This is a genomic window from Hydrogenophaga sedimenti (genome assembly GCF_051857515.1).
In the GTDB taxonomy this organism is placed as follows: domain Bacteria; phylum Pseudomonadota; class Gammaproteobacteria; order Burkholderiales; family Burkholderiaceae_C; genus Hydrogenophaga.
In genome coordinates this window covers 163,737-188,791 of sequence record NZ_JBPZHA010000004.1, presented here as the reverse complement: position 1 = coordinate 188,791, position 25,055 = coordinate 163,737, and the positions used below count along the sequence as shown (strand labels likewise).

Annotated in this window: 27 protein-coding genes; 14 read left to right on the top strand and 13 right to left on the bottom strand. The window is 70.5% G+C overall.

Features of this window, described 5'->3' with window-relative positions; all coding sequences use genetic code 11:
* Positions 1 to 36: 36 nt before the first annotated feature.
* From ACS5NL_RS08180 to ACS5NL_RS08145, 8 genes are all read left to right on the top strand, one after another.
* The gene (locus tag ACS5NL_RS08180; protein WP_439353233.1) at positions 37 to 1,101 is read left to right on the top strand and encodes a PQQ-dependent sugar dehydrogenase; all 1,065 of its coding nucleotides are present in this window, start codon (positions 37 to 39) and stop codon (positions 1,099 to 1,101) included.
* 169 nt (positions 1,102 to 1,270) lie between these two features.
* Positions 1,271 to 2,407, top strand: a complete 1,137-nt coding sequence (locus ACS5NL_RS08175; RefSeq protein WP_439353232.1) for an acyl-CoA dehydrogenase family protein — start codon at positions 1,271 to 1,273, stop codon at positions 2,405 to 2,407.
* 26 nt (positions 2,408 to 2,433) lie between these two features.
* Positions 2,434 to 3,297 (top strand): phosphate/phosphite/phosphonate ABC transporter substrate-binding protein, encoded by an 864-nt coding sequence (locus ACS5NL_RS08170; RefSeq protein WP_439353231.1) that lies wholly within the window; start codon positions 2,434 to 2,436, stop codon positions 3,295 to 3,297.
* The gene (locus ACS5NL_RS08165; RefSeq protein ID WP_439353230.1) at positions 3,281 to 4,495 is read left to right on the top strand and encodes a ferritin-like domain-containing protein; all 1,215 of its coding nucleotides are present in this window, start codon (positions 3,281 to 3,283) and stop codon (positions 4,493 to 4,495) included. The genes ACS5NL_RS08170 and ACS5NL_RS08165 overlap by 17 nt, the downstream gene beginning before the upstream one ends.
* A 7-nt stretch (positions 4,496 to 4,502) precedes the next feature.
* Positions 4,503 to 5,567: a selenide, water dikinase SelD gene (gene selD / locus ACS5NL_RS08160; protein WP_439353229.1), complete on the top strand. Its 1,065-nt coding sequence runs from the start codon at positions 4,503 to 4,505 to the stop codon at positions 5,565 to 5,567.
* Positions 5,568 to 5,595: 28 nt separating this feature from the next.
* Complete coding sequence (lepB, locus tag ACS5NL_RS08155; RefSeq protein ID WP_439353228.1) at positions 5,596 to 6,264, top strand: signal peptidase I; 669 nt, start codon at positions 5,596 to 5,598, stop codon at positions 6,262 to 6,264.
* A gap of 4 nt (positions 6,265 to 6,268) precedes the next feature.
* Entirely contained in the window at positions 6,269 to 6,691 is a 423-nt protein-coding gene (locus tag ACS5NL_RS08150) for an iron chaperone (protein ID WP_439353227.1), read from the top strand.
* A complete protein-coding gene (locus tag ACS5NL_RS08145; protein ID WP_439353226.1) occupies positions 6,688 to 7,383 on the top strand; it encodes a haloacid dehalogenase type II in 696 nt (231 codons plus the stop codon). The genes ACS5NL_RS08150 and ACS5NL_RS08145 overlap by 4 nt, the downstream gene beginning before the upstream one ends.
* 16 nt (positions 7,384 to 7,399) lie before the next feature.
* Here ACS5NL_RS08145 and ACS5NL_RS08140 read toward each other — a convergent pair whose 3' ends face one another.
* Positions 7,400 to 7,732 (bottom strand): hypothetical protein, encoded by a 333-nt coding sequence (locus tag ACS5NL_RS08140; RefSeq protein WP_439353225.1) that lies wholly within the window; start codon positions 7,730 to 7,732, stop codon positions 7,400 to 7,402.
* A gap of 153 nt (positions 7,733 to 7,885) precedes the next feature.
* Here ACS5NL_RS08140 and ACS5NL_RS08135 point away from each other — a divergent pair, with 153 nt between their 5' ends.
* Positions 7,886 to 8,263, top strand: coding sequence for a COG4315 family predicted lipoprotein (locus ACS5NL_RS08135; protein WP_439353224.1), 378 nt, complete (start codon positions 7,886 to 7,888; stop codon positions 8,261 to 8,263).
* Between the two features lie 6 nt (positions 8,264 to 8,269).
* On the opposite strand, the gene ACS5NL_RS08130 is transcribed toward ACS5NL_RS08135, so the two are convergent.
* From ACS5NL_RS08130 to ACS5NL_RS08110, 5 genes are all read right to left on the bottom strand, one after another.
* Positions 8,270 to 8,662: a VOC family protein gene (locus ACS5NL_RS08130; protein WP_439353223.1), complete on the bottom strand. Its 393-nt coding sequence runs from the start codon at positions 8,660 to 8,662 to the stop codon at positions 8,270 to 8,272.
* A gap of 49 nt (positions 8,663 to 8,711) precedes the next feature.
* Positions 8,712 to 9,875 carry an FAD-dependent oxidoreductase gene (locus tag ACS5NL_RS08125; RefSeq protein ID WP_439353222.1) on the bottom strand — a complete coding sequence of 388 codons (1,164 nt, stop codon included), beginning with the start codon at positions 9,873 to 9,875 and terminating at the stop codon, positions 8,712 to 8,714.
* A 27-nt stretch (positions 9,876 to 9,902) separates the two neighbouring features.
* Entirely contained in the window at positions 9,903 to 10,676 is a 774-nt protein-coding gene (locus tag ACS5NL_RS08120; RefSeq protein ID WP_439353221.1) for a DUF3047 domain-containing protein, read from the bottom strand.
* Entirely contained in the window at positions 10,673 to 12,835 is a 2,163-nt protein-coding gene (locus tag ACS5NL_RS08115; protein WP_439353220.1) for a dihydrolipoyl dehydrogenase family protein, read from the bottom strand. Before ACS5NL_RS08115 ends, ACS5NL_RS08120 begins: the two co-directional genes overlap by 4 nt.
* A 64-nt stretch (positions 12,836 to 12,899) precedes the next feature.
* Positions 12,900 to 13,826 carry a LysR family transcriptional regulator gene (locus tag ACS5NL_RS08110; RefSeq protein ID WP_439353219.1) on the bottom strand — a complete coding sequence of 309 codons (927 nt, stop codon included), beginning with the start codon at positions 13,824 to 13,826 and terminating at the stop codon, positions 12,900 to 12,902.
* Between the two features lie 125 nt (positions 13,827 to 13,951).
* Here ACS5NL_RS08110 and ACS5NL_RS08105 point away from each other — a divergent pair, with 125 nt between their 5' ends.
* The 5 genes from ACS5NL_RS08105 to ACS5NL_RS08085 are packed head-to-tail and all read left to right on the top strand — an operon-like array spanning position 13,952 to position 18,649.
* The gene (locus ACS5NL_RS08105; protein WP_439353218.1) at positions 13,952 to 14,890 is read left to right on the top strand and encodes a hydroxymethylglutaryl-CoA lyase; all 939 of its coding nucleotides are present in this window, start codon (positions 13,952 to 13,954) and stop codon (positions 14,888 to 14,890) included.
* A 34-nt stretch (positions 14,891 to 14,924) separates the two neighbouring features.
* On the top strand, positions 14,925 to 16,085 hold the full coding sequence (locus ACS5NL_RS08100; RefSeq protein ID WP_439353217.1) for a CaiB/BaiF CoA transferase family protein: 1,161 nt from the start codon (positions 14,925 to 14,927) through the stop codon (positions 16,083 to 16,085).
* 43 nt (positions 16,086 to 16,128) lie between these two features.
* Positions 16,129 to 17,103, top strand: coding sequence for a Bug family tripartite tricarboxylate transporter substrate binding protein (locus ACS5NL_RS08095; RefSeq protein ID WP_439353216.1), 975 nt, complete (start codon positions 16,129 to 16,131; stop codon positions 17,101 to 17,103).
* Positions 17,104 to 17,106: 3 nt separating this feature from the next.
* On the top strand, positions 17,107 to 17,631 hold the full coding sequence (locus ACS5NL_RS08090; RefSeq protein ID WP_439353215.1) for a gamma carbonic anhydrase family protein: 525 nt from the start codon (positions 17,107 to 17,109) through the stop codon (positions 17,629 to 17,631).
* Positions 17,632 to 17,683: 52 nt separating this feature from the next.
* Entirely contained in the window at positions 17,684 to 18,649 is a 966-nt protein-coding gene (locus tag ACS5NL_RS08085; protein ID WP_439353214.1) for a lysylphosphatidylglycerol synthase transmembrane domain-containing protein, read from the top strand.
* Between the two features lie 8 nt (positions 18,650 to 18,657).
* Here the strand turns inward: ACS5NL_RS08085 and ACS5NL_RS08080 are convergent, their stop codons facing one another.
* From ACS5NL_RS08080 to bufB, 7 genes are read right to left on the bottom strand one after another with little or no spacing between them, the layout of a single operon-like run.
* Complete coding sequence (locus ACS5NL_RS08080) at positions 18,658 to 19,263, bottom strand: CDP-alcohol phosphatidyltransferase family protein (protein ID WP_439353213.1); 606 nt, start codon at positions 19,261 to 19,263, stop codon at positions 18,658 to 18,660.
* Positions 19,253 to 19,903 carry an ATP-binding cassette domain-containing protein gene (locus ACS5NL_RS08075; RefSeq protein WP_439353212.1) on the bottom strand — a complete coding sequence of 217 codons (651 nt, stop codon included), beginning with the start codon at positions 19,901 to 19,903 and terminating at the stop codon, positions 19,253 to 19,255. Before ACS5NL_RS08075 ends, ACS5NL_RS08080 begins: the two co-directional genes overlap by 11 nt.
* Positions 19,900 to 21,525: an ABC transporter permease family protein gene (locus ACS5NL_RS08070; protein ID WP_439353211.1), complete on the bottom strand. Its 1,626-nt coding sequence runs from the start codon at positions 21,523 to 21,525 to the stop codon at positions 19,900 to 19,902. The genes ACS5NL_RS08075 and ACS5NL_RS08070 overlap by 4 nt, the downstream gene beginning before the upstream one ends.
* Positions 21,526 to 21,559: 34 nt before the next feature.
* Entirely contained in the window at positions 21,560 to 22,792 is a 1,233-nt protein-coding gene (locus tag ACS5NL_RS08065) for an ABC transporter substrate-binding protein (RefSeq protein WP_439353210.1), read from the bottom strand.
* A gap of 34 nt (positions 22,793 to 22,826) precedes the next feature.
* Positions 22,827 to 23,294 (bottom strand): DoxX family protein, encoded by a 468-nt coding sequence (locus tag ACS5NL_RS08060; RefSeq protein ID WP_439353209.1) that lies wholly within the window; start codon positions 23,292 to 23,294, stop codon positions 22,827 to 22,829.
* The gene (locus ACS5NL_RS08055; protein ID WP_439353208.1) at positions 23,291 to 24,148 is read right to left on the bottom strand and encodes an HvfC/BufC family peptide modification chaperone; all 858 of its coding nucleotides are present in this window, start codon (positions 24,146 to 24,148) and stop codon (positions 23,291 to 23,293) included. The genes ACS5NL_RS08060 and ACS5NL_RS08055 overlap by 4 nt, the downstream gene beginning before the upstream one ends.
* Positions 24,145 to 25,050, bottom strand: coding sequence for an MNIO family bufferin maturase (gene bufB / locus ACS5NL_RS08050; RefSeq protein WP_439353207.1), 906 nt, complete (start codon positions 25,048 to 25,050; stop codon positions 24,145 to 24,147). Before bufB ends, ACS5NL_RS08055 begins: the two co-directional genes overlap by 4 nt.
* Between the last annotated feature and the right edge of the window lie 5 nt (positions 25,051 to 25,055).

Genomic DNA, 25,055 nt, shown 5'->3' with positions numbered 1-25,055 from the left:
CGGCGAAGCCGGTTCCACGGTGCCTGCTGGTTGCTGTTGGCCTGTTCTGCAACCGCGTTCGCCGCGACGCCCAGGGTCGAGGTGGTGAGCACCGGGCTGCAGAACCCCTGGGGGCTGGCGTTCATCGACGGAGGCCGCATGCTGGTGACCGAGCGGCCGGGCCGCCTGCGGGTGGTGCAGCCCGACGGCCAGCTGGGCGCGCCGCTGGCGGGGCTGCCGAAGATCGAGGCGGGCGGGCAGGGTGGTCTGCTCGACGTGATCGCCGACAGCCGCTTCGAGCGCAACCGCACCATTTACTTCTGCTTCTCCGAACCCGGGCCGGGCGGCAACTCGACCGCACTGGCGGTGGCGCAGTTGTCGGACGACGCGACGCGGCTGGAGAACGTCAGGACCATCTTCAGCCAGAAGCCCAAGGTGGCCAGTTCGGCGCACTTCGGCTGCCGCATTGTCGAGGCCAGGGACCAGACCCTGTTCCTCACGCTGGGCGAGCGCTTCTCGCGCAAGGACGACGCGCAGAAGCTCGACAACCACCTGGGCAAGGTCGTGCGGCTGCGCAAGGACGGCAGCGCGCCGCCCGACAACCCGTTCGCCACCACGCCGGGCGCGCTGCCGGAAATCTGGAGCCTTGGCCACCGCAACCTGCAGGGCGCGGCCCTCGGCCCGGACGGTCGCCTGTGGACCATCGAACACGGCCCCCAGGGCGGCGACGAAGTCAATCGCCCGGAGGCCGGCAAGAACTACGGCTGGCCGGTCATCACCTACGGCGAGAACTACGGCGGTGGTGCCATCGGCGAGGGCATCACGGCCAAGGCCGGCATGGAGCAGCCGCTGCACTACTGGGTGCCCTCGATCGCCCCCTCGGGCATGGCCTGGGTCACCAGCGAACGCTACGGCAAGGCCTGGGTCGGCAGCATGCTGGTCGGCTCGCTCAAGTTCGGCCACCTGGCGCGGCTGAGCTTCCAGGGCACGAAGCTGGTGAAGGAAGAGAAGTTGCTGCCCAAGCTCGGTGAGCGGCTGCGCGATGTGCGCCAGGGGCCGGACGGCTTCATCTACCTGCTGACGGACGAGTCCGACGGGCGCCTGCTGCGGCTCGTGCCCTGACGCCGCTCTGGCGGCGCATGCATTAACCTCTCTGGGTTTTCCGGGCGCCGCGCCGGGTTCCGCCTTCGGGCCGGGACTTCGGCGCGATTTCACCTGCCGCTTGACCGCAGGCGCGCCCGGGCACGGTTCCCGCACACATTCCATCCACCCTTTCCCTGGATCTGCACCCATGACGAACATCGCCCCTGCCCAAGCCCTGCTGAACACCCTGGACGGTGTGGTGACCTCGGTCATCGACGCCGCCGCCATCGAGACCGACAAGCTGGGGCAGTTCCCCGCCAGCAGCCTGGCCGCGCTGCGCAGCGCCGGCCTGCTGGGCCTGATCAGCGACGCCAGCGTCGGTGGCGCCGGTGGTGACCTGGGCCACGCCAGCAAGGCCGTGCGCCGCATCGCGCAGTCCTGCCCCTCGACCGCCATGATCCTGGCGATGCACTTCAGCGCCGTGGCCGTGATCGAAAAGTTCGGCAACGAAGCCACGCGCAAGGCCGTCGCCGCCGGACAGCACCTGAGCACGCTGGCGTTCTCCGAAGCCGGTTCGCGCAGCCACTTCTGGGCCCCCACCAGCACCGCCCGTGCCGACGGCAGCGACGTGCTGCTCGACGCGGCCAAGAGCTGGGTCACCACCGCCGGCCACGCCGATTCCTACGTGTGGTCCAGCCAGCCGATGGCCGCCGCCGGCGCCAGCACGATCTGGCTGGTGCCGCGCACCAGCGCCGGCCTGACCACCGTGGCGCCGTTCGACGGCCTGGGCCTGCGCGGCAACGCGTCGTCGCCGGTGCGCGCCGAGGGCGTGCGCCTGCCGCAGTCCGCGATGCTGGGTGCCGACGGCACGGGCTTCGACGTGATGATGGGCGTGGTGCTGCCCTGGTTCTCGGTGCTCAACGCCTCGGGTTCGGTGGGCATGATGGAAGGCGCGATCACCCGCGCCGCCGCCCACGTCAACGCCACCCGCTTCGCCCACCTGGGCACCAGCATCGCCGACCTGCCGACCGCCCGCGCCTACATCGCCCGCGCCAAGATCCAGGCCGACAGCGCGGCCGTGTTGCTGGACGACACCGTGGCCGCCATCGCCGGTGGCCGTGCCGACGCGATGCTGCGCGTGCTGCAGGTCAAGGCCCACGCCGCCGAATCGGCCATGCAGGTCACCGACCTGGCGATGCGCGTCTGTGGTGGCGCCGCCTTCCGCAAGGAAGTCGGCATCGAGCGTCTGTTCCGCGACGCGCGCGCCGCGTCCGTCATGGCGCCGACGTCGGACGTGCTGTACGACTTCATCGGCAAGGCCACGCTGGGCATGGACCTGTTCTGAACCCGCCGCACCGACAAGGAAACGACATGTCTCAAACACTGATTCTCGGCGCCGTCGCCTACGCGCCCAAGGTCGTCACCATCTGGGAAGGCTTCAAGGAGTTCTTCGTCCGCCACGGCCTGCCCTTCGACTTCATCCTGTACTCCAACTACGAGCGCCAGGTCGAGGCGCAGTTCAGCGGTGAAGTGCATGTGGCCTGGAACTCGCCGCTGGCCTGGCTGCGCGCCGAGCGCATGGCCAGGGCGCGCGGCGTGTCTGACCAGGTGCGTGCCATCGCCATGCGCGACACCGACTGCGACCTGAGCTCGGTCATCGTGGTGCGTACCGGCGCCGGCATCAACACGCTGGCCGACCTGCGCGGCAAACGCATCGGCGTGGGCGCGATCGACTCGCCGCAGGCCACGCTGATCCCGCTGCAGTGGCTGCGCGAGCAGGGCATCGACCCCGACACGGCCATGACCGTGGTGCGCCACGACGTGCTCGGCGGCAAACACGGTGACCACGTGGGCGGCGAACGCGATGCGGCGCGCGCCCTGGTGGCGGGCGAGGTCGACGCGGCCGTGATGATCGACGGCAACCACCTGGCGTTCACGCAGGAGGGCACGCTGCCCGCCGGCCGCACCACGGTGCTGGCGCGCACGCCGGCGTTCGACCACTGCAACTTCACCACCAGCCCCGGCGCGCCAGCCGAGCTGATGGCGCGCTTCGAGCAACTGATCCGCGCCATGTCGTTCGACGACCCAGTCGTGCGCCCGCTGCTTGAGCTCGAAGGCCTGCGCGAATGGAAGGACGGCCGCACCAGCGGTTACGCCTGGCTGGACCGCGCGGTCGATGCCACCGGCTTCTACGACGCGCAAGGCAACATCACCGCCGATGGATACCACTACTGATCTGTCGACCGCTCCGGTGCTCGACCTGGGCGCGCTGGGCATGGACACCGGTGCCCATGTGCTGGTGGCCCACGCCCTGCGCCAGCGCGACCCGGCCCTGCCGCTGCGCGTGCGCGGCAGCCACCCCGAGTTGGGCGTGCACCTGTCCGGCTGGTGCCGCAAGCGCGGGCTGGCGGTGCAGAGCGTGGATGGCGAACACCGCATCGCGCCCGGCCCGGGCGAAGCCCAGCGCTGGCGTGGCGCGCAGCGGGCCGGCGCGTCCGACCCGGCCGCGGGCGGTGCGGTGGTGTCCCAGCCCAGCGCCCGCTGGGGCGTGGCTGCTCGCGGCGCGCTGGTGGAAGCGGGCGCGCCCGAGTTCCACTTCCCGCTGTCCGAGAAGGCCGCGCTCTGGGCCGACGACGCCGCGCGTCTCTACGCGACCGCCGTCGCCGCGCAATGGGACCCGAACGAGGCCATCGACTGGGCCGCGCCCTTCGAGCTGCCCACCGAGGTGGAAGACGCCGTGGTCCAGGTGATGACCTACCTGGTCGAGAACGAAAACGCCGCCCTGCTGGTGCCCGCGCGTTTTCTCGGTCAGATGCACCCGCACTTCCGCGAGGTGCTGCAGTGTCTGGCGATCACCATCGCCGACGAGGCGCGGCACGTCGAGGTGTTCACGCGCCGCATCGGCCTCAAGGGCCGCGGCCCGGCCCTGTCAACCGCCGGCGCGCAGGCCTCGCTCAAGACCCTGTTCGACGAGCCCGAGTTTTCGGTCGCGTCGTTCCTGCTGTCGGTGCTGGGCGAAGGCACGTTCGTCAACCTGCTGAACTTCCTCAACACCTACGCACCCGACCCGGTCACGCGCCAGATCTGCCGCCTGGCCAGCCGCGACGAAGCCCGCCACGTGGCCTTCGGCATGTCGCACCTGGCCTGGCAGATGGAACAGGACGCGGACCTGAAACACCGCCTGAACGCGGCGGTCGAGCGGCGCTACGACGAGCTGGCCAGCACCGATGGCCTGAACGAAGAAGTGTTCGACGCGCTGATCCTGCTGGCCGCCGGCGCCTTCACGCCCGAGGCCATTGCCGAAGGCTACGAGCGCGTGCAGCGCCTCAAGCAGGAGATGGCCGAAGGGCGGCGCGCGCGCCTGGTCAAACTCGGCTTTGCCACCGAGCAGGCGCAGGCCATGTCCGAACGTCACACCCGCAATTTCATGTGAGCCCCCGATGACCACAACGTCCACCACCCAACCCCGCCTCACCAGCCTCTCGCACGGTGGCGGCTGCGGCTGCAAGATCGCGCCCGGCGTGCTGTCCGACATCCTCAAGGGCACGGCGGCGATGCCGATTCCCAAGGAGCTGCTGGTCGGTATCGAGACCGCCGACGACGCGGCGGTCTACCAGCTCAACGACGAGCAGGCGCTGATCGCCACCACCGACTTCTTCATGCCCATCGTCGACGACCCGTTCGACTTCGGCCGCATCGCCGCCACCAACGCGATCAGCGACGTCTACGCCATGGGCGGCACGCCCATCATGGCGCTGGCCCTGGTCGGCATGCCGATCAGCGTGCTGTCGACGGAGACCATCGGCAAGATCCTCGAAGGCGGACAGAGCGTGTGCCGCGCCGCCGGCATCCCGATCGCTGGCGGCCACACCATCGATTCGGTCGAACCGATCTATGGGCTGGTGGCGCTCGGCCTGGTGCATCCAAAACGTGTCAAGCGAAACGCCGACGCGAAGGTCGGTGACCGCCTGATCCTGGGCAAGCCGCTGGGTGTGGGCGTGCTCTCGGCCGCGCTCAAGAAGGACAGGCTGGGCGCCGACGGCTATGCGCAGATGATCGCGAACACCACCCAGCTGAACACCCCCGGCCCCGACCTGGCGGCGCTGGACGGCGTGCATGCGCTCACCGATGTGACCGGCTTCGGTCTGGCCGGCCACGCGCTGGAGATGGCGCGCGGCTCGAACACCACCGTGCGGCTGGACATGGGCAAGGTGCCGCTGATCGGCGGCGTGCGCGAACTCGCGGCCCAGGGTCTTGTGACTGGCGCCAGCGGCCGCAACTGGGCGGCCTACGGCAACGAAGTCCGCCTGGCCGCATCGCTGCCGCCAGTGGATCAGGCACTCATCACCGACCCGCAGACCAGCGGCGGCCTGCTGGTGGCCTGCGCTCCTGACACCGTGGCGCAGGTGCTGGCGGTGTTCGAGAAACATGGTTTCGCCGCGGCGACCGAGGTCGGCGAGATCGTGGCGGCGCGCGACGACGGCGTGCGCCTGCAGGTAGACTGAATCTTCTGACCCTTCCAAGGAGGTGATCGTGAAACACTGGCTTCGCTCCAACCGCGGCTTCGTCCTCTTCCTGCTCTGCTTCGGCATCTTCCGCACCGCCATTGCCGACTGGAACCCGGTGCCCTCGGGCTCGATGCGGCCGACCATCCTGGAAGGCGACGTGGTCTTCGTCAACCGCATCGCCTACGACCTCAAGCTGCCGCTGACCGAGATCTCGCTGGCCCGGCTCGGCGAGCCGCAGCGCGGCGACATCATCACCTTCAGTTCACCCACCGACGGCACGCGCCTGATCAAGCGGGTGGTCGCGCTGCCGGGCGATGTGGTGGCGATGCAGAACGAGGTGCTGTCGGTCAACGGGCAGGTGGCGCGCTACGAGGGCCTGCAGCCGGCCGAGGAAGCGCTGGCGCCCGGTGTGGTGGTGCGTGCGATGCGCGCGACCGAGTCGGTGCACGGCACCGAGCACGCGGTGCAGTTCCTCGAAGGCGCCAACGGCCGCCACAGCTTCGAGGCGGTCACCGTGCCCGAGGGCCACTACTTTGTGCTCGGCGACAACCGCGACAACAGCGCCGATTCGCGCTACATCGGCTTCGTACCGCGCGAGAAGCTGATCGGCCGCGCGATGCGCGTGCTGGTCTCAGCCGACATCACCGACCGCTGGCAACCGCGCTTCTCGCGCTGGGTCTCGCCGCTGCTCTGACGCCATGGCCGGGGCCGCCGCTCCCGAGGGCTTTGCCGACCACGCGGCCTACATCGCCGCCGCGCCCGACGCTGTGCAGCCCCTGCTGCGCGAGATCCTGGCGCGGGTGCAGGCGCTGATCCCCGACGCCCGGCCCTGCATCAGCTACCAGATGCCCGCGTTCCGGGCCGGGGCTGCGAGCGGAAAGGCCAGGGGCAAGACGCAGGGCAAGGTCTTCTTCTACTGTGCCGCCTTCCAGCGCCACATCGGCGTCTACCCGCCGGTCACCGCCGACACCGCGCTGGTCGAGGAACTCGCGCCCTGGCGCAATGAGAAAGGCAACCTCGCCTTTGCGCTGAACGAGCCCATGCCGTTCGCGCTGATCGAGCGCGTGGCGCTCGCGCTCGCAGCCCAATACGCAGCACCCAGCTCCCGGAGTTCGACATGACCGTACCCCGCATCCTCGTCTTCGACATCTTCGGCACCGTGGTCGACTGGCACGGCTCCATCGTGCGCGAGCTGCGGCAGCGCTTCCCGCAGGTCGATGCCGATGCCTTCGCCATCGCCTGGCGCGCGGGCTACCAGCCGGCGATGGAGGCGGTGCGCTCCGGTGGCCGCGGCTTCGTCAAGCTCGACGTGCTGCACCGCGAAATCCTGGACGGCCTGCTGCCGCGTTTCGGTCTCGCGGCCCTGGACGACGCGCAGCGCGCCGAACTCAACGGCGTCTGGCACCGGCTCGATCCCTGGCCCGACAGCGTCGCCGGCCTCACGCGGCTCAAGGCGCGCTTCACCATCTGCTCGCTCTCCAACGGCAACATCGGCCTGCTCACCGACATGGCCAAGCGCGCGGGCCTGCCCTGGGACTGCGTGCTCAGCGGCGAGGTGTTCCAGGCCTACAAGCCCGACCCGCGCGTCTACCGTGGCGCGGCCGCCGTGTTCGACGCTGCGCCGGGCGAGGTGCTGATGGTCGCGGCGCACCAGGACGACCTCGCCGCCGCACGGGACAACGGACTGCAGACCGCCTACATCGAACGTCCGCTGGAGTTCGGCGTGGCGCACCCGAAAGACGTGTCGCCGGTCGCGGCCAATACCCTGCACGCGCGCGACCTGCTGCACCTGGCCGACCAGCTGGGCTGCTGATCGGCGCCGGACCCGGTCAGGACGTCGACAGCGACGCCTTGATCTGCCGGATGCTGGACACGTCGCCCAGGAACACCTGGATCACGTCCTTCTCCGCGGCGGTCAGGTCCTGGCTCTCCAGCAGCTTTGCTTTCTTCACGATCAGCTCCAGCGCTTCGGCCAGGTGGCCGATCTGCCGGCCGTAGCTGCCGACCCGCGCCAGTGCCCGCTGCTCGACGGCGGGGTTCGACGAGGTGCCGAGGTGGATGTTGAACAGGTGGAACTGCCAGTTGGGCAGGATGGGCTGGTTCAGGCTGGCTGGTGCCAGCTGCCAGGTGAGGGGAACGGTGACTGGCTGCTGCTGCGACATGGAGGACTCCCGTGGTGAGCCGCCGGACGGTGGCGCTCGAACCATACAAGAGCCGTGCCAGCGCGCGCGTGACGCACGCACTTGATGCGGGTCAAGACTTCACCCCGGCAGAGGCCTACAGTGAATTGGTCCCATCCACCCGGAGACACCATCATGGGCTTCCTGCACACCTCCCCCAAAGCCTTGCTCGCCCTGGGCCTGCTGGCCTGTGTCACGGTCGCCTCGGCCCAGCCCAAGGTCACCAACGGCATCCTCACCGACGAAAAAGGCATGAGCCTCTACGTGTGGGACAACGACCTGACCGTGCCGGGCAAGAGTCTGTGCACCGGGCCGTGCACCATCACGTGGCCACCGATGCTCGCGAAGGAGGGTGCCAAGGCCTTCGACGACCACACGCTGCTGGCGCGCGAGGACGGCGCGCTGCAATGGGCACACAAGGGCCGGCCGCTGTACCACTCGGCCAACGACCGGCAGCCCGGCGACCACAAGGGCGACGGCTTTCGGGGCATCTGGCACCTCGTCAGACCCTGAGGTGCCTCAGGCGCCGACGGGCGTGCACAGCTCCACCAGGATGCCGTCCGGGCAGCGCACATAGGACACCACCTGCCCCCAGGGCTTCTGCGAGGGCGCCGCCATCTCGCGCGCACCCGCCGCCACGGCGCGGGCATGGGCCGCCGGCACGTCGTCCGTGACCAGCGCGATCTCGAACCCCAGCGGTTGCGCGGACTGGTCCGCAGGCACATGGCCGCCAGCGAAGTTCAGATCACCGAGCGCATGTGCCGCGAACGAGAGCGTGGTCCCGCCCGTCTCCAGCTCGCCGTAGGTGCCGCTTTCGTGCAGGAAGCGGCGCTGCAGGCCAAAGGCCTGCTCGAAGAAGGCCAGCGAGGCGGCGACTTCGGGGACGTAGACGATGGTGTAGCCGAACTTCATGGGGAACCTCCAGTCATGGCGCCTGGCCCGACGGGCCGCGCCGGTGGGATCACGGGCGCCGGTACTTCGCCACAAACCCGCGGTCGATCCGGTCCTTCCAGCGCCAGGCCCAGCCGCCCTCGGCGTGCAGCGGCCCCCAGCTGGCGATGGCGTGGCCGGCGCCGCAGGAGATCAGGTTGAGGGTGTTCTTCGGCGGGTGGTGGGGCTTGAGCGGCTGGCCGCTGTTGGTGGCCAGCAGATTGTCGGCCAGGGGCGGGCCGGCGCGCACGGCGTAGACGCCGCTCCTGGGATGTGGCTGGTCGACGCGGGCCGAGACGTCGCCGGCCGCGAAGACGTCGGGGTGGCTGGTGCTCTGCTGGAACTGGTTGACCTGCACATGGCCCGACTCGCTGAGCGCCAGGCCGCTGCCCTGCAGCCAGGCGGGGGCGTGGGTGCCGATGGCGAGGATGGGGATGTCGCAGGCGAGCCCGGTGCCGCTGCCCAGCCGCACCACGCCCTGGTCGATGCCGACGCAGGTGTCGCGCAGCACCGTGATGTTCAGCCGCCTGAGCCGCCGCAGCACGCGGGCCTGCAGGCCCGCGGGATAGTTGGCGGCGGGCTCGCCGCCGCCGGTGATGAGGGTGAAGCAGGCGCCGTGGACGCCGGCGCTGCGCAGCCGCTGTTCGGCCGCGAACAGCAGCTCCAGCCCGCCCGCGCCCGCGCCGATCACGGCCACCGACAGGGCGCGTGCCTGCGCCTGTTCGAGCACCCTGGGCCAGTGCGCGGCGAACACTTCGATCGGCCGCACGATCAGCGCATGCGCCGCCGCACCGGGCATCTCGGCCTCCAGCCGCTGGCGGTCGATCACCGCGCCGGTGTCGATCGAGAGGAACTGGTAGGGCAGGTCCGGCGGCAGGATCTCGTCCTGCGAACGGCTCTGGGCCACGGGGCTCAGGCGCACGCGGCGCCCGGCGGTGTCGATGCCGGTGCAGCGGGCGCGGACCCACTTCGCGCCGGCGGCCTTGATCAGGGGTTCGAGCGGGATCTGGCAGTCCTGCTCGCTGTAGTGGCCGGCGACGAAGCCCGGCGTCATGCCGCTGTAGGTCTGGTGCGGGTAGGGCGTGAGGACGGTGACGTCGAGGTCGGCGGGGCGGTTCTGCGCCAGCCGCGAGAGGACATGCACATGGGCATGTCCCGCGCCGAGCAGCAGCAGCTTCTTGATTCCGTGGTGCATGGTGCCCCGATGTTACGGGGTGTGTCGTCAGGGGTTGCTCACGCCCCAGCGCAGCTCGGTGACCCAGCCGGTGCTCTGGCTGGCGGTGTTGTCGCTGTCGGCGCCGAGCAGCACGGTGGCCACCTTGGGCAGTTCGCCGCGCGGGGTCTGTGCGCCCTGCGGCAGCTCGTCGCCGAACAGGGTGATGAAGTCCTGCGCGAGATCGCGGTTCTCGGCGGCCCACTGGCCGGCGGGGGTTTCGCTGCCGCGCAGGCTGATGTAGCGCACGCGGCGCGAGTAGGGGTTGGCGCCCTGCAGGCCGGCGGCGTGGCCGCTGTCCCAGACATAGCAGATGGTCGCGGCGGGCAGGGCTTCGCCGCTGACGCTGCGCGCCAGCCGCAGCACGGTGCGCTCGACGAAGGGCACACGGTCCAGCGGGTGGTCGAACATGGCACAGACCTTGAGCGCGGCATCGTCGCCGGCCTTGGTCGTGAGGTCGGGCGCTGCCTTGCCGCCCGCGAGCGGCTGGTCGAGCCGCCAGCGCCACGACAGGCGTGCGGGCGCGGCGTCCCTGAGGTCGTGCACCAGGGTGCCGTAGGACGAGGCCGTCACCACCTTGACCGCCGGCTGGCCGTCGACCTTGCCGGCCTCGAACAGGGTGGGCGGGATGTCGGCCTTCTTCTTCGGGAAGCCGACATAGCGCCAGCCGGCGTGGAGCGCGCCGTCGGGCTGCACCAGCGGCGGCAGGGTCTGGGCCTGGGCTTGCTGCATGGCCAGCAGCAGGGCGGCGACCGGCAGGCAGCGAACGAAACGGCGGTTCATGAGCGCCTCCAGTCGTGGTACTGCTTCACCCAGGCCAGCAGCTTCTGGGGCTGGTGCGCGCGCTTCCATTCGCCGGCCGCGTACTTGTTGGCCTCGGCCAGCGTGGGGTAGGTGTGGATGGTGCCCAGGATCTTGTTCAGGCCCAGGCCGTGTTTCATGGCCAGCACGTATTCGGCCAGCAGGTCGGCCGCGTGCGTGCCGACGATGGTCACGCCCAGGATGGTGTCCTTGCCCGGCACGGTGAGCACCTTGACGAAGCCGCGGGCCTCGCTGTCCGCGATGGCGCGGTCGAGGTCGTCGATGCCGTACTTCGTGACTTCGTACGGGATGTTCTTCTCTTTGGCGTCCTGCTCGTTCAGGCCCACGCGCGCGACCTCGGGGTCGATGAAGGTGGCCCAGGGGATGACCGAGTAGTCGGCCTTGAATTTCTTGAAATCGCCGAACAGCGCGTTGACCGCGGCGTACCAGGCCTGGTGCGCGGCCACGTGGGTGAACTGGAACGGCCCGGCGACGTCGCCCGCCGCGTAGATGTTCGGGTAGAGGGTCTGCAGGTACTCGTTGGTCTCGATGGTGCGGCCGGTCGGGATGCCCAGGTCTTCCAGGCCGTAGCCGGTGAGCCGCGCCACGCGGCCGACGGCGCAGAGCAACTGGTCGAAGGCCAGGCGCTTCTCGACGCCGCCGTGCTCCACCACCAGGATCTTTTCCCCGCCCACCACCTCGCAGCGCAGCGCCTTGTGCCCCGTGAGCACCGCGACGCCATCGGCTTCGAGGGCGGCCTTCGCCAGCGCGCTCACTTCCGCGTCTTCGCGCACCATGAGGCGCGGTGCCATTTCCACCTGCGTCACCCGCGAGCCCAGGCGCGCGAAGGCCTGTGCGAGTTCGCAGCCGATCGGGCCGCCGCCGAGCACCACGAGGCGCCCGGGCACCTCGTCGAGCTGTGCGAAGGTCTCCCACAGCGTGTCGCTGGTGACGTAGCCGACGTCGTCGAGACCCGGCAGCGGCGGCACGAAAGGCCTTGCGCCGGCCGCGATCACGGTGCTGCGTGCGGTCAGCCTCTGCGTCCCGCCGCCATTCAGCGCGATCTCCACCGTCCACGGGTTCACCAGCTTCGCGTGACCCTGCAGCACCTCGACGCCCAGGCCGGTGTAGCGCTCCACGCTGTCGTGCGGCTCGATCGCGCGGACGACGTCCCGGATGCGTTGCATCACGGCCCGGAAGCTGAAGGCGGGCACGGCGTCGCCCAGGCCATAGTTCGACGCGTGGCGCATCTGCTGCGCCAGCTTGGCGCTGCGGATCAGCGCCTTGCTCGGCACGCAGCCGTAGTTCAGGCAGTCGCCGCCCATCTTGTGGGCCTCGACCAGCGTGACCCTGGCCTTCACGGCGGCGGCGATGTAGGCCGAGACCAGCCCACCCGCGCCCGCTCCGATCACGATCAGGTTGCGGTCGAAGGATTTGGGCCGCACGCCGGCCCACGCCGCATAGACCTGGCGCTTCTGCACCGCCTCGACGAGCTTGCGGGCGATCAGCGGGAACAGGCCCAGCAGCACGAAGCTGCCCAGCAGGCCGGGGCTGAGGATGCCGCGCAGCGACTGGAGCTGCCCGAGCTGCGTGCCTGCGTTCACATAGACCGCGGTGCCCGCGAGCATGCCCAACTGGCTGACCCAGTAGAAGGTGCGGGTCTTCATCGCCGTCAGGCCCATCAGCAGGTTGATCACGAAGAAGGGCACGACCGGGATCAGGCGCAGCGTGAACAGGTAGAAGGCGCCGTCCTTGCGGATGCCCTGGTCGATGTCGACCAGCCGCTGGCCGAAGCGCGCCTGCACGCTGTCGCGCAGCAGGAAGCGCGCGGTGAGAAAGGCCAGCGTGGCGCCGATGCTGGAGGCGAACGACACCAGCAGCAGGCCCCAGCCCAGGCCGAAGATCGCGCCGCCGGCCAGCGTGACGATGGTGGCGCCGGGCAGCGAGAGCGCGGTGACCGCGACATAGACCAGGAAGAAGCCCGCCGCCAGCAGCAGTGGCTGCTGTTCGCGCAGCGCGGACAGAGAGGCCTGGCTCGCGCGCAGGAAGTCGAGGCTGAAGAAGCGGCCGAGGTCGAACGCGAAGAAGGCCGCGATGCCCAGCAGCACGGCAACCAGCAACAGGATTTTTCGGGTGGACAAGGCGGCTCCAGCGGGTGGGGAACACTAACGCAGTTTGTGGTCGGTCGCTGGCGTGAAGGTTTTCTTACGCCGCCGGTGCCGGCGCGTCCGCCCGCGCAGCCTGCTCGCACAGGTAGTCCAGCAGGCGCTCGGCGGCTGGCGTGAGGTCGCCGTGGCGGCGGTAGCAGATCGCAAACTCGCGGTGAGCCCATTCGTTCAGCAGCGGGATGATGCGCACCTGCCCGGCCGAGACGTAGATCTCGCTGACCTGTCGCGGCACCACGCTGATGCCCAGGCCCGCGGCCACCACGCGGAACGCGGCGTCGAAGTTGGACACCACGACGCGGTAGCTCATGTGTCGGCCCGCCCTGGCGGCGGCGCGGCCCAGCATGGTGTGGACCGCGGTGGAGGGCGGCAGGCCCACGTGCTCGTGGGCCAGGGTGTCCTCGAAGTGCAGGGCCTCGTGCTGCGCCAGCGGATGGTCCAGCGGCACCGCCAGGGTCAGCTCGTCGCGCCGGTAGGGCCGGTGTTCCAGGCCGCCAAAGTCGATGCTGCTCCAGCACACGCCCAGCGAGGCCACGCCCTCGCGCACGGCGGCCACGATGTCCTTGGAGAAGCGCTCCTCGATGTCGACCTTGATGTCCTGGTGCTCGGGCACGCGCATGAAGGCCGTCAGGTCGTCGAGCAGCGATTCGGCGATGGCGGAGGCGCTGGCCACCACCCGCACCTGGCCCTTGATGCCGCCCTTGAACGCGGCCATGTCGGCCTCGATGCGGTCGAGCGTGAAGAGCAGGGTGCGCGCGTGCTCCAGCAGCGCGCGGCCGGCCGGGGTGGGCACGGCGCCGCGCCGCCCGCGCACCAGCACCTGCGTGCCCACCGTGTCCTCCAGCTGCGCGATGCGTTTGCTGATGGCCGACGGTTCGATGTGCTCCTGCGCCGCGGCGTCCTTCATGTTGCCGTGGTCGCACACGGCCACCAGCAGGCGCAGCGATTTGATGTCGAGGTCTCGCACCGGGAAAACCCTTGTATTAAGTTCCGTTTCGGAATTTATCGGCTTCCAAAACACCACTCACGGATGAGTTGGGAAATCATAAACTGCACTCCCGACACCACCAACCCCTGTTTGGAGCCCCCGCAATGTCCCACCTGCCCACCCGTGCCGTGATCCGCGAAGTCGGTCTGCGCGATGGCCTGCAGAGCATCCAGACCACCGTGCCGACCGCGCACAAGTGCGAGTGGATCGCCGACGCTTTTGCCGCCGGCCAGACCGAGATCGAGGTGGGTTCCTTCGTGCCGCCGAAACTGCTGCCGCAGCTGGCCGACACCGCCGAGGTGCTGGCCTTTGCGAAGACGCTGCCGGGCCTGAAGGCCAGCGTGCTGGTGCCCAACCTCAAGGGCGCCGAGCGCGCCATCGACGGCGGCGCGCACCTGATGATCCTGCCGCTGTCGGCCAGCCACGCGCACAGCCTGGCCAACCTGCGCAAGACGCCCGACGAGGTGGTGGACGAAATGAAGCGCATCCGCGCCGCGCGCGACGCGGCCGGCAGCCAGACGCTGATTGAAGGCGGCGTGGGCACGGCCTTCGGCTGCACCATCCAGGGTGAGGTGAAAACCAGCGAAGTGCTGCGCCTGATGCAGGCCCTGCTGGACGCCGGCGCCGACCGCGTGAGCCTGGCCGACACCGTGGGCTATGCCGACCCAAACACGGTGCGAGATCTATCCGAACAGGCACTGAAGATCGCCGGCGACCGCTTCTGCTGCGGCCACTTCCACGACACGCGTGGCCTGGCGCTGGCCAACGTCTACGCGGCACTCGAAGTGGGCGTGACCCGCTTCGATGCCTCGCTGGCCGGCATCGGCGGCTGCCCGCACGCGCCCGGCGCCAGCGGCAACGCGGCCAGCGAAGACCTGGCTTTCATGCTGCAGGCCTGCGGCGTGACGACCGGCATCGATATCGATCAACTGCTGGCGCTGCGCGCCAAGGTGGTGGGCTGGCTGCCGGGTGAACCCACCCACGGCGCGCTCTGGCGCGCCGGCCTGCCGAAGACGGCACCGGTGGCCGCCGCCGCCCACTGAACCTGTTTCCCTTCCAACGAACCGAACACCCACCATGCCCACCGAATCCACCGGCCTGCCCCTCGAAGGCGTGCGCGTCATCGAATTCACCCACATGGTCATGGGCCCGACCTGCGGCATGATCCTGGCCGACCTCGGCGCCGAGGTCATCAAGGTCGAGCCGCCCGGCGGCGACAAGACGCGCAGCCTGCCGGGCCTGGGCATCGGCTTCTTCCGCAGCTTCAACCGCAACAAGAAGAGCGTGGTGCTCGATATCCAGACCGAAGAGGGCCTGGCCACCGCCAAGGAACTGATCGGCCAGTGCGACGTGCTGCTGGAGAACTTCCGGCCCGGCCTGATGGACAAGCTGGGCCTGGGCAGCGAGGCGCTGCGCGCGCTGTTCCCGCGCCTGATCTACGTCTCGCACAAGGGCTTCCTGCCCGGCCCTTACGAGAGCCGGCTGGCGCTGGACGAGGTGGTGCAGAACATGGCCGGCCTGACCTACATGACCGGTCCGGTGGGCCGCCCGCTGCGCGCGGGCAGCTCGGTCAACGACATCATGGGCGGCATGTTCGGCGCCATCGGTGTGCTGGCCGCGCTGCGCGAACGCGACCGCAGTGGTGGCACCGGCAAAGGCCAGGAGATCCAGAGCGCGCTGTTCGAGAACTGCGTGTTGCTGGCCTCGCAGCACATGCAGCAGTTCCAGATGACGGGCGAAGCAGCGCCACCGTTCCCCTCGCGCATTTCGGCCTGGAGCGTGTACGACACCTTCACGGTGGCCGGTGGCGAGCAGCTGTTCGTCGGTGCCGTGAGCGACAAGCAGTTCGCGACGCTGTGCCAGGTGATCGATCGCCCCGACCTCGCCGACGACCCGGCGCTGGCGACCAACGCGCAGCGTGTCGCCGTGCGTCCCGACCTGTTGAAAAAGCTGGGCGAGACCCTGCAGCACCTGGACCTGGAGACCCTGTGCGCGAAGCTGCAGGCCGCGGGCCTGCCCTACGCCAAGGTGGTGCGTCCGGACCAGCTGGTGCACGACGAACACCTGATCGCCAGTGGTGGCCTGGTGCCCATGGGCACCGAGGACGGCGGCGAGACCCAGGTCGTGCTGCTGCCGCTGCTGATGGGCGGTCGCCGGCCCGGCGTGCGCCACCCGCTGCCGGCGATCGGTGAGCACACCGATGAGGTGCTGGGCCGCCTCACCAAGGCATCCGCCTGAGCTTTTGCCCGTTTTCCGAACCACACAACACCAGGAGACCTCCATGACCAAGACCTTCCAGCGCCGCACCCTCATCACCCTGGCCTCGGCCTGCCTCTTTGCCGCGGCGCCCGCCTGGGCACAATCCGGCGCGCCGCTGCGCGTGATCCTGCCGGTGGGTGCCGGCTCCGGGGTGGACACCATCGTGCGCGCCGCGCAGAACGCGCTGTCCAAGGCGCTCGGCCAGTCCGTGGTGATCGAGAACCTGCCCGGCGCCGGTGGCATCACCGGCACCTCGGCCCTGGTCAAGGCCGCGCCCGACGGCAACACCGTGGCCTTCATCTCCAACAACCACGCGGTCAATCCCAGCGTGTTCAAGACCATGCCCTACGACAGCCTGAACGACATCACGCCCATCAGCGTGGTCGGGGGCTCGCCCTTCGTGCTGGTGGTCAACCCGGCCAAGGTGCCGGTCAAGAACGTCAAGGAGATGCAGGCGCTGCTCAAGGGCAAGCCCGGCGGCTTCAACATGGGCTCGTCGGGCAACGGCACGATCATCCACCTGGCGGGCGAGATGTTCGTCGACGCGCTGGACGTGCAGGTGCAGCACATCCCCTACAAGGGCATGGGCCCGATGCTGACCGACATCATCGGCGGGCAGGTCGAGTTCGGCGCCGCGGCCGTGCCGGCCGCCCAGGGCCATCTCGCATCGGGCCGGCTCAAGGCGATCGGCGTGATGGGCAAACAGCGCGTGGCCTCGCTGCCGGACGTGCCGACCATCGCCGAACAGGGCTTCCCCGATGTCGACATCGCCGGCTGGTTCGCGGTCATCGGCCCCAAGGGTCTGCCGGCGGCCCAGGTGGAGCGCCTGCACAAGGGGGTCGTGGCGGCCTTCAACGATCCCGAGGTCAAGGCGGCCATGGCCAAGCAGGACAACATCATCAACCCGACCACGCCGGACGCCGCCGCCAGGTTCCTGAAGGTCGAGCAGGACCGCTACGCGCGCCTGGTCACCAAGGCCAACATCAAGCTGGACTGAGCGGTGGCCCTCTACGCACTGGACGACAAGGCGCCCCGGCTGGCGCCCGGTGCCTGGGTGGCCGAGTCGGCCCAGGTGGTGGGTGACGTGACCCTTGGTGAGGGCGTCGGCGTGTGGTTCGGGGCGGTGGTCAGGGCCGACAACGAGCCGATGCACATTGGCGCGGGCAGCAACGTGCAGGAGTCCGCGGTGCTGCATTCCGACCCCGGCTTCCCGCTGGCCATCGGCGAGAACGTGACCGTGGGCCACCAGGCCATGCTGCACGGTTGCACCATCGGCGACGGCTCGCTGATCGGCATCGGTGCGGTGGTGCTCAACGGCGCGGCGATCGGCAGGCACTGCCTGGTGGGGGCCGGCGCGCTGGTGACCGAAGGCAAGGTGTTTCCCGACGGCAGCCTCATCGTCGGCAGCCCTGCGGTGGTCCGGCGCCCGCTCACACCCGAGCAGATCGCGGGCCTGGCCGCCAGCGCGGCGCACTACCGGGAGAACGCGCAGCGTTTTGCGCGGGGCCTGCGGCGCCTGGACTAGCCTGACCGGATCTTCCCGGGGCGTCGGGTGGCCGTGCCAGATAATCCCCGACATGTCCGGTTTCTCCCGTCTCCTGCGTTGGCTGCCCTTGGTGCTGCTGGGCGGCCTGATTGCCTACGTGGTGATCGCACAGCCCTTCGACTGGCACGCGGTGCTGCACCACATCGTCACCATGTCGCCGCTGCTGTGGGCGCAGTTGCTGGGCGTGTTCGTGGTCTGTTATGCGGCGCGCATCTGGCGCTGGGTGGTGTTCACGCGCGCGGTGGGCGTCGAGGTGCCGCTGTGGCGCAACGCGGTGATCTACATGTCGGGCTTCGGCATGGGGCTGGTGCTGCACAAGGCCGGCGAGGCGATGCGGGTGCTCTACCTGCGGCCCTACGGCATGAGCTACGCCAACGGTGTTGGCGCCTTTCTGGCCGACCGGCTGCTGGACATCCTGATCGCCGGCATCCTGGCCTGCTCGGGCATCGCGCTGTTCACCGGCCATTCCGACTGGGCGGTGGCGGCGACGGCGGTGTGTCTGGTCGCGATGTGGGTGCTGCGCTCTTCGCTGGCGCGCGAGTTCGTGCGGCGCCTGCCGCTGGGCCGCCTCTCGGCCTATGCGCACGAGGGCATGCACGCGATGTCGGTGCTGCTCTCGGGCACCACGCTGCTTCGCGCGGTGTTGCTGAGCGTGGCGACCTGGTGCGCGCAGGGCTCGGCCCTGTATTTCGCGCTGAAGGCGATGGGCTCGCCGGTGGACTGGACGCTGGCGGTGTCGGCCTATTCGATCGGGCTGTTCGCCGGTGCCGCGGCCATCGTGCCGGGTGGCCTGGGCGCGGCCGAAGCCGCGATCATGCTGCTGCTGGTGAGCAAGGGCGTCGACAAGGAGGTCGCGCTCGCCGCCGCCGTGGTCGGTCGCGGTGTGCCGCAGTGGGCCGGCATGTTGACCGGGCTGCTGTGCATGGCCTTCCTCGGTTCGGCGGTCGAACCGTCCGCGAGCGAGGCCAAGCCGACGGAACCGGTCGAGCCGGTCTGAGGGAACGGCTAGCGCAGGCGCTGCCAGCCCCAGCCGATGCGCAGCGCGGTCGTGACCGCGCACAGGGCCGCGAAGCCATAGGCCAGCGCCGGGAACCACGCCGGCCACAGGCACATGGCGGCGAAGGTGGCGATGGTCTCGGTCGCCTCGGTCAGTCCGCCGAGAAAGTAGAAGCTCTTGCCCGGCAGGGAGGTGTCGGTGAGCTGCCGCTTTTCCGCCAGCACCGCGAAGGCCAGGAAGCTGCTGCCGGTGCCGATGAAGCTGGCCAGCAGCACGGCGGCCGGCAGCGCATGGCGCAGCGGGTCGGCGACGGCGAAGGCCAGCGGGATCGCGGCGTAGAACAGGAAGTCCAGCGTGATGTCCAGAAAGCCGCCGCGGTCGGTCGGCTGCGTGGCCCGGGCCACCGCACCGTCCAGGCCGTCGAGCAGGCGCGAGAGCAGCAGCAGCCCCAGCCCCGCCAGCGGGTGCTGCAGCGCGATCGCCAGCGCCGCGGCCATGCCCGCCGCAAAGCCCGCGAGGCTGACCGTGTCGGCGCCGATGCCCATGCGCACCAGCACCGCCGCCGCGCGGTTCAGTGCCGGCCGCAGTGCCGCCTGCACCGCCTTATCCAGCATGGTCCAGCTCCACCACGCGTGCAGGGTCGGCGATGTCGGCCCGGTCGTGCGTGACCAGGATGGCGGGAATCTGGCGCACCCGGATCTGGCCGAACACGAAGGCGCGGAACTGTTCTCGCAGCGCCGTGTCCAGGCGCGAGAACGGTTCGTCCAGCAGCAGGGCGCGCGGCTGGGCAAGCAGGGCGCGCATCAGCGCGATGCGCGCGCGCTGGCCGCCCGAGAGCGTGGCGGGGTCGCGGTCACCGAAGCCGCCGAGCCCCGCCTCATCGAGTGCCTGTTGCACCTGCGCCTGCCGCGCGGCAGGCGGTCCGGGTGGAACGGCGAACCGCAGGTTTTCGGCCACCGTCATGTGGGCGAACAGCAACGGGTCCTGGAACAGCAGGCCGATGCCGCGCCGCGCGGTCGGTCGCTGGCCGAGGTCTTCGCCGTCCAGGGCGACGGAACCCTCGAAACGCAGCGGTGCCGTGCCCTCGGCCACCTGGTCCAGCGTGCCGGCGATCGCGGCCAGCAGCGAACTCTTGCCGCAGCCGCTCGGGCCCATGAGGGTGAGGATTTCGCCCGGCCCGACCTGCAGGCGCAACTCCTGCAGCAGACAGCGGCCGGGGCTGCCGAGGCGGTGAAGGTGGACCGAGAGTGTCATGGCCTGCCGACTGTAAAGCGGCGCGGCCGCCCGACCCACGCGGCGAGCGCGAACGCCAGCACCGGCAGCCCGAACTGCAGGCCGGCGTAGGCACTGGTGAGCGAGCGTTGCGCACCGGCCGCCAGCGTGACCGCTTCGGTGGTCACGCTGGAAAAACGCCCGGCGCCGACGTAGAGCGTGGGCAGGTACTGCGCCACGCTGACCGCAAAGCCGACGGCGGCCGTGGCGGCCAGCGCGCGGCGCAGCAGCGGCCACTTGACCGCCACCAGGAAGCGCCAGCGGCCGTGGCCCAGGCTGGCGCTCACGGCCGCCAGCCGCGGGTCGACGCCAAGGTAGGCGGGAGAGAGCGTGAGCAGGGCGTAGGGCAGCACCATCACCGTGTGCGCGAACAGCAGGCCGCTCCATTGGCCCTCCGCGTGCGCCCACAGCGCGCCCCGGTACAGGCCCACGACCCAGAGCACGCCGGGCAGCACCAGCGGCAGGCAAAGCAGCGGCCGCAGGGCCTGGTCCCAGCCGCGCGGCGCCAGCTCCAGCCAGGCCACGCACCAGAGCAGCGCCAGCAGGCTGCTCGCCAGCGCAAGCACCAGGGTGACACCCACGGTGCCGCCGCTGTGCCAGACGCTCAGCCAGGCTTCGGCGGTCAGCGCCTCGGGCCAGAGCGCCGGAAAGGCCCAGACGCCAGCCACGCTGCCCACGGCGAGCGCCGCCAGCACCGCGAGGTACAGGCCGGTCAGCAGCGACCAGGCCGGTGTGAGACGCGAGGAAGGTTCATGGGGCGCTGCACCGCGCCGGCCACCCGTGCGAGCCCGCCGAGGCATCTGCCGCACGGCGAGCGCCGCGACCAGCACCGCCAGCGCCAGCACGCCGCCGGCCGCCGCGCCGCGGGCGTTGACCGTGAGGTCCGCGTCCTGCAGCCATTGCCAGGCCAGCACCGCCTGCGTCGGTGGCGAGGCCGGGCCGATCACCAGCGCCATGTCGACCACGGTCAGTCCGTAGGCCAGCACGGCCAGCAGCGGCCAGTGCAGCCGCGGTGCGAGCTGCGGCCAGACCACGCACCACCAGGCGCGCAGGGGCGCGTAGCCCAGGGTCTGCGCCAGCGCGTGCTCGGCGCGCCAGCGGCGGCGCAGGTCGTCGCGCTGCAGCTGCGTCGCCGCGGCCCAGAGCAGGAAGGGGATTTCCTTGGCGACCAGAGCGAGGATCAGCCCGAGGCCCCACGGGTCCTGTGTCGTCGGCCAGGGCGGCGGCAGGGTGAATCCGGTGAGCCAGGGTGAGAACGCGCGCAGCAGCCAGCCGCTGGGCGAGAGCAGGAACACCAGGCCAATGGCGAAGGCCGCGTGCGGCGTCGCCAGCATCCACGGCAGGCCGCGCAGCCAGCGGTCGAGCGAGCGGTGCACGAAGCCCTGGGCCAGCAAATGCGCCGCCCCCCACCAGGCCAGCGCGGTCGAGGCCAGTCCGGTCCAGAGGCTCAGGCCCAGCGCATGCAGCCATTGCGGGTCGTCCCCCAGTGCGGCCCAGGCCGCAGCGTCCAGCAGACTGGCCAGCGACCAGCCGGCCACGGCCAGCATCGGCAGGCCAGCGAGCAACAGCAGGGTCAAGGCCATCACCAAGGGCAGGCGGGTCATGGCGTCCCGGATTGACCCAGCTGCGCGGGGGTGCTCATGAATACCTTCGCAGCCACTCCTTCTCGAGCGGCTCGACCCAGGCCGCGTGCGGCTCGGGCAGCGTCGGCGCGGTCACGGCGACCTGACCGGGCAGCGGCTGCGAGGGGAACAGGGCGCGCTCGGCGGCGGGCAGCTTCGTGAGGTCGAGCACGGTCGGATCGCCCCACTGCGCGATGTCGGCCTTGCGCGCCTGCGCCCGGGCCGAGAGCAGGAAGTTGGCGACCACCTGCGCGCCCGCAGCGGCCCTGGCGTTGTACGGAATCGCGACGAAGTGCGTGTTGCCGATCGTGCCTTTGGCGAACTGCCAAGCCGACACTGTGGGCGCGAGGCGTTTGGCGGCGATCTCGTTGGCCGGTTCGTTGGGGTTGAAGGTCAGCGCCAGCAGCAGCTCGCCGTCGCTCATCATCTGGCGGATCGCGGCCGGGTTCTGCGGGAACTGCTTGCCACCGCGCCAGAGTTGCGGGTGCAACGCGTCGAGGAATTGCCAGAGCGGGGCGGTCACGCGCTCGAAGTCGCTGGCGACCGGTGGCCGGGACAACACCGACGCATCGGTCACGTGCTCGCTCAGCGCCTGCTTGACGAAGGTGGTGCCGGTGAAATCCGGCGGGCGCGGGTAGCTGATGCGCCCGGGCTGGCGGCGCGCGAGCGCGAGCAGCTCGGCCATGTTCTGCGGCGGCTGTGGCAGGCGCTTGCTGTCGGCGTAGAGGGTGAACTGCGCCATGCCCCAGGGCGATTCCAGGCCCTCGGTCGGCACCGAGAAGTCGTTGCGCGTGGTCGGCTTGCCGGTGGTGTCGACATACCGGAAGTTCGGCAGCGCCTCGGCCCAGGGGGCCAGCAGCAGGGCTTCGCGCTTCATGGCCGCGAAGTTCTCGCCGTTGATCCAGATCAGGTCGACGGTGCCATCGCCGGACTGGCGGCCGGCGGCCTTCTCGGCGCGCACGCGCTTGACCACATCCGCCGCGTCGCTGATCTTCACGTGTTCCAGCGTGAGGCCGTGTGAGGCCTTGAGTTCCGCCGCCGCCCACTGGATGTAGGCGTTGATGCGGTCGCTGCCGGCCCAGGCGTTGAAGTACACGGTCTGGCCGCGCGCGGCCTTCTCGAGGTCGGTCCAGGCGGTCGCGGGCCTGGTGGCGGTCTGGGCGAAGGCCGGCGCGAGGCTGCCGGCGCCGAGTGCGCCGACGGCTTGCAACAGGCTGCGGCGGCGCAGGACGGGGGCGGAATGCTTCAATCGGTTCTCCGGAGTCGGTACGGACGGCCCGAGCTTAGCGCGTGCTGCCCAGGCCCAGGCGGCGCGCCAGAATGGGCCCGAACACCAGATGGTCCAGCGACCAGTGGCCCACGCCGTGCAGCGCCAGCGCCGCCAGCAGCACGCCCCAGGTGATGTGCTGCTGCAGGGCGGCGGGCGCGATGTCGGGCAGGCTGATGGCCGCCACCACGTTGACCACGCTCAGACCCAGCGCGGCAAAGCGCCCGCCCAGGCCCAGGAGCAGCAGCACCGGCAATACCAGCTCGCCGCCGGTGCCCATGACGGCCGCCAGTTCCGGCGGCAGCAGCGGCACCCGGTATTCGTCGTTGAACAGCAGCAGCGTGGTGTCCCAGTCGCGGATCTTGGTCAGGCCCGAGAGAAAGAACACCTGCGCCAGGTAGGCGCGGGCGGCCAGCGTGGCGAGGTCGGTCGCGGACTGCAGCAACTGCTGGCTGGCGCGCAGCCAGGTGGGGGCGGTGTTCATCGTGGGTCTCCGGGTCGGGGCATGGGTGGTGAACGTTGGGCTGCGCCAAGCACGACGCCGTCTGCCACGGCGTTGTGGAGCCAGGCGGTGAGGTCGAACGCCGTGCCGGTGGTGTTGGCGACCTCGCCGGCGCCGTCGAGCGCGCGCGGCAGATCGGCGCCCGCCAGGAGCAGGCGCAGCAGGGCGGCGGCGGGCGCGTCGATGGCGGCGACCCGCGGACGCAGGCCGGCGCGCCAGACCAGGGCGATCTCGTTCACCGGCTCCCGGCAGCGGCGCCAGGCCTCGTCCAGCGTGGGCGTTCCGCCAAGGTGTGCGTTGACGATGCTGGCCACCGGCCAGTGGCTCTGCACCACCAGCAGTCTGGGCACCAGTCGCAGCGTCAGCCCGGCGGGGTCGGGGGCTTGCAGCAGGGCAAAGCTGGCGGGGTCGACCCGGGCGTCGTCGGCCGCGGCCGCGCGGTGCAAGGCCCACTCGACGCGCGCCACGTCCGCCAGCCAGGGCAGGCCGGCGAGTTGGGGGTCGTCCTGCACGAAGGCGGGCAGGGCATCGCCCCAGCGCGCGATGTCGCCGCGTTGCGGCGGGTGCCGGTGCCAGAGCGCGCGCGCCAGCATGGCGAAACTCTCGACCCCGAGCACGGCGCACACGACCGGGTAGGCCGCCTGCAGCGCGCGTTCGGCCAGCGCGTGACCGTTGGCGCGGTAGGCGAGAAGACCGCGCGCCGACTGGGCGTGGCGGTGATCGATCAGCGACGCCAGGCGTGCGGAGGCTTCGTGTGCCATCGGTGAAGCCGGGAGCGCGAACAGGGTATCGAGCAGCGCCTGCTGCGCGGAGGCCAGGGCGGTGGGCGGGTTCATGCGGGCACCGCCGTGCGCTGTCTGTCCAGGGCACCGGTGCCGACCTCGCGGGCGCGTTGCGCTTCATCGAGCAGCACGGACAGCGGAGGGACCTCGGTGTCCCACTCGATCAGCGTGGGCACCGCGCCGAAGCGCCGCACCGCCTGCGCGTACAGCGACCAGACCTCGGGGCACACGCGGCTGCCGTGGTCGTCGATCACGATGTCGCCCATGTCCGCGTGGCCGGCGAGATGCAGTTCCGCGACCGCTGCGGGATCGATGGCGTCCAGCCAGTCCCTGGCATCGGCCAGGGGATCGCCGGTTTCACCGCGCAGCGCGGCGTTGCGGGTGTTCACATAGATGTTGTTGACGTCGACCAGCAGGCTGCAGCCGGTGTGCCGCGCGAGCGCGTTGAGGAAGGCCGGTTCGTCCATGTCGGCCTCGCGCCAGCGCAGGTAGGCCGACAGGTTCTCGACCGCGATGGGGCGCCGCAGGCGCTCCTGCACCCGCTGCACATTGGCGCACATCACGGCCAGCGCTTCGCGGGTGTTCGGCACCGGCAGCAGGTCGGCCGCGTGCAGCAGGGCGCCGCTGCCCGCCGGGCCGCGGGCAAAGCTGGCGTGGTCGCTCACGCGCACCGGGTCGATGGCCTCGACCAGGCGCGCCAGCTGCGACAGATGTTCTTCATCGATGCCCGTCGCCGATCCCAGCGACAGGCCGACGCCGTGCAGGCTGACCGGATAGCGCGCGCGCCCTTCGCGCAGCACGGCCAGCGCCGCACCACCCGAAGCGAAGAAGTTCTCGGAATGCACCTCGATGAAATCCAGCGCGGGCGCCTGTTCCATCAGGTCGGCGTAATGCGGGTGGCGCCACCCGATGCCCACGGGCACGGCGTCCGGCTGGCGGTGTGCGGGGGTGTGCATCGGCG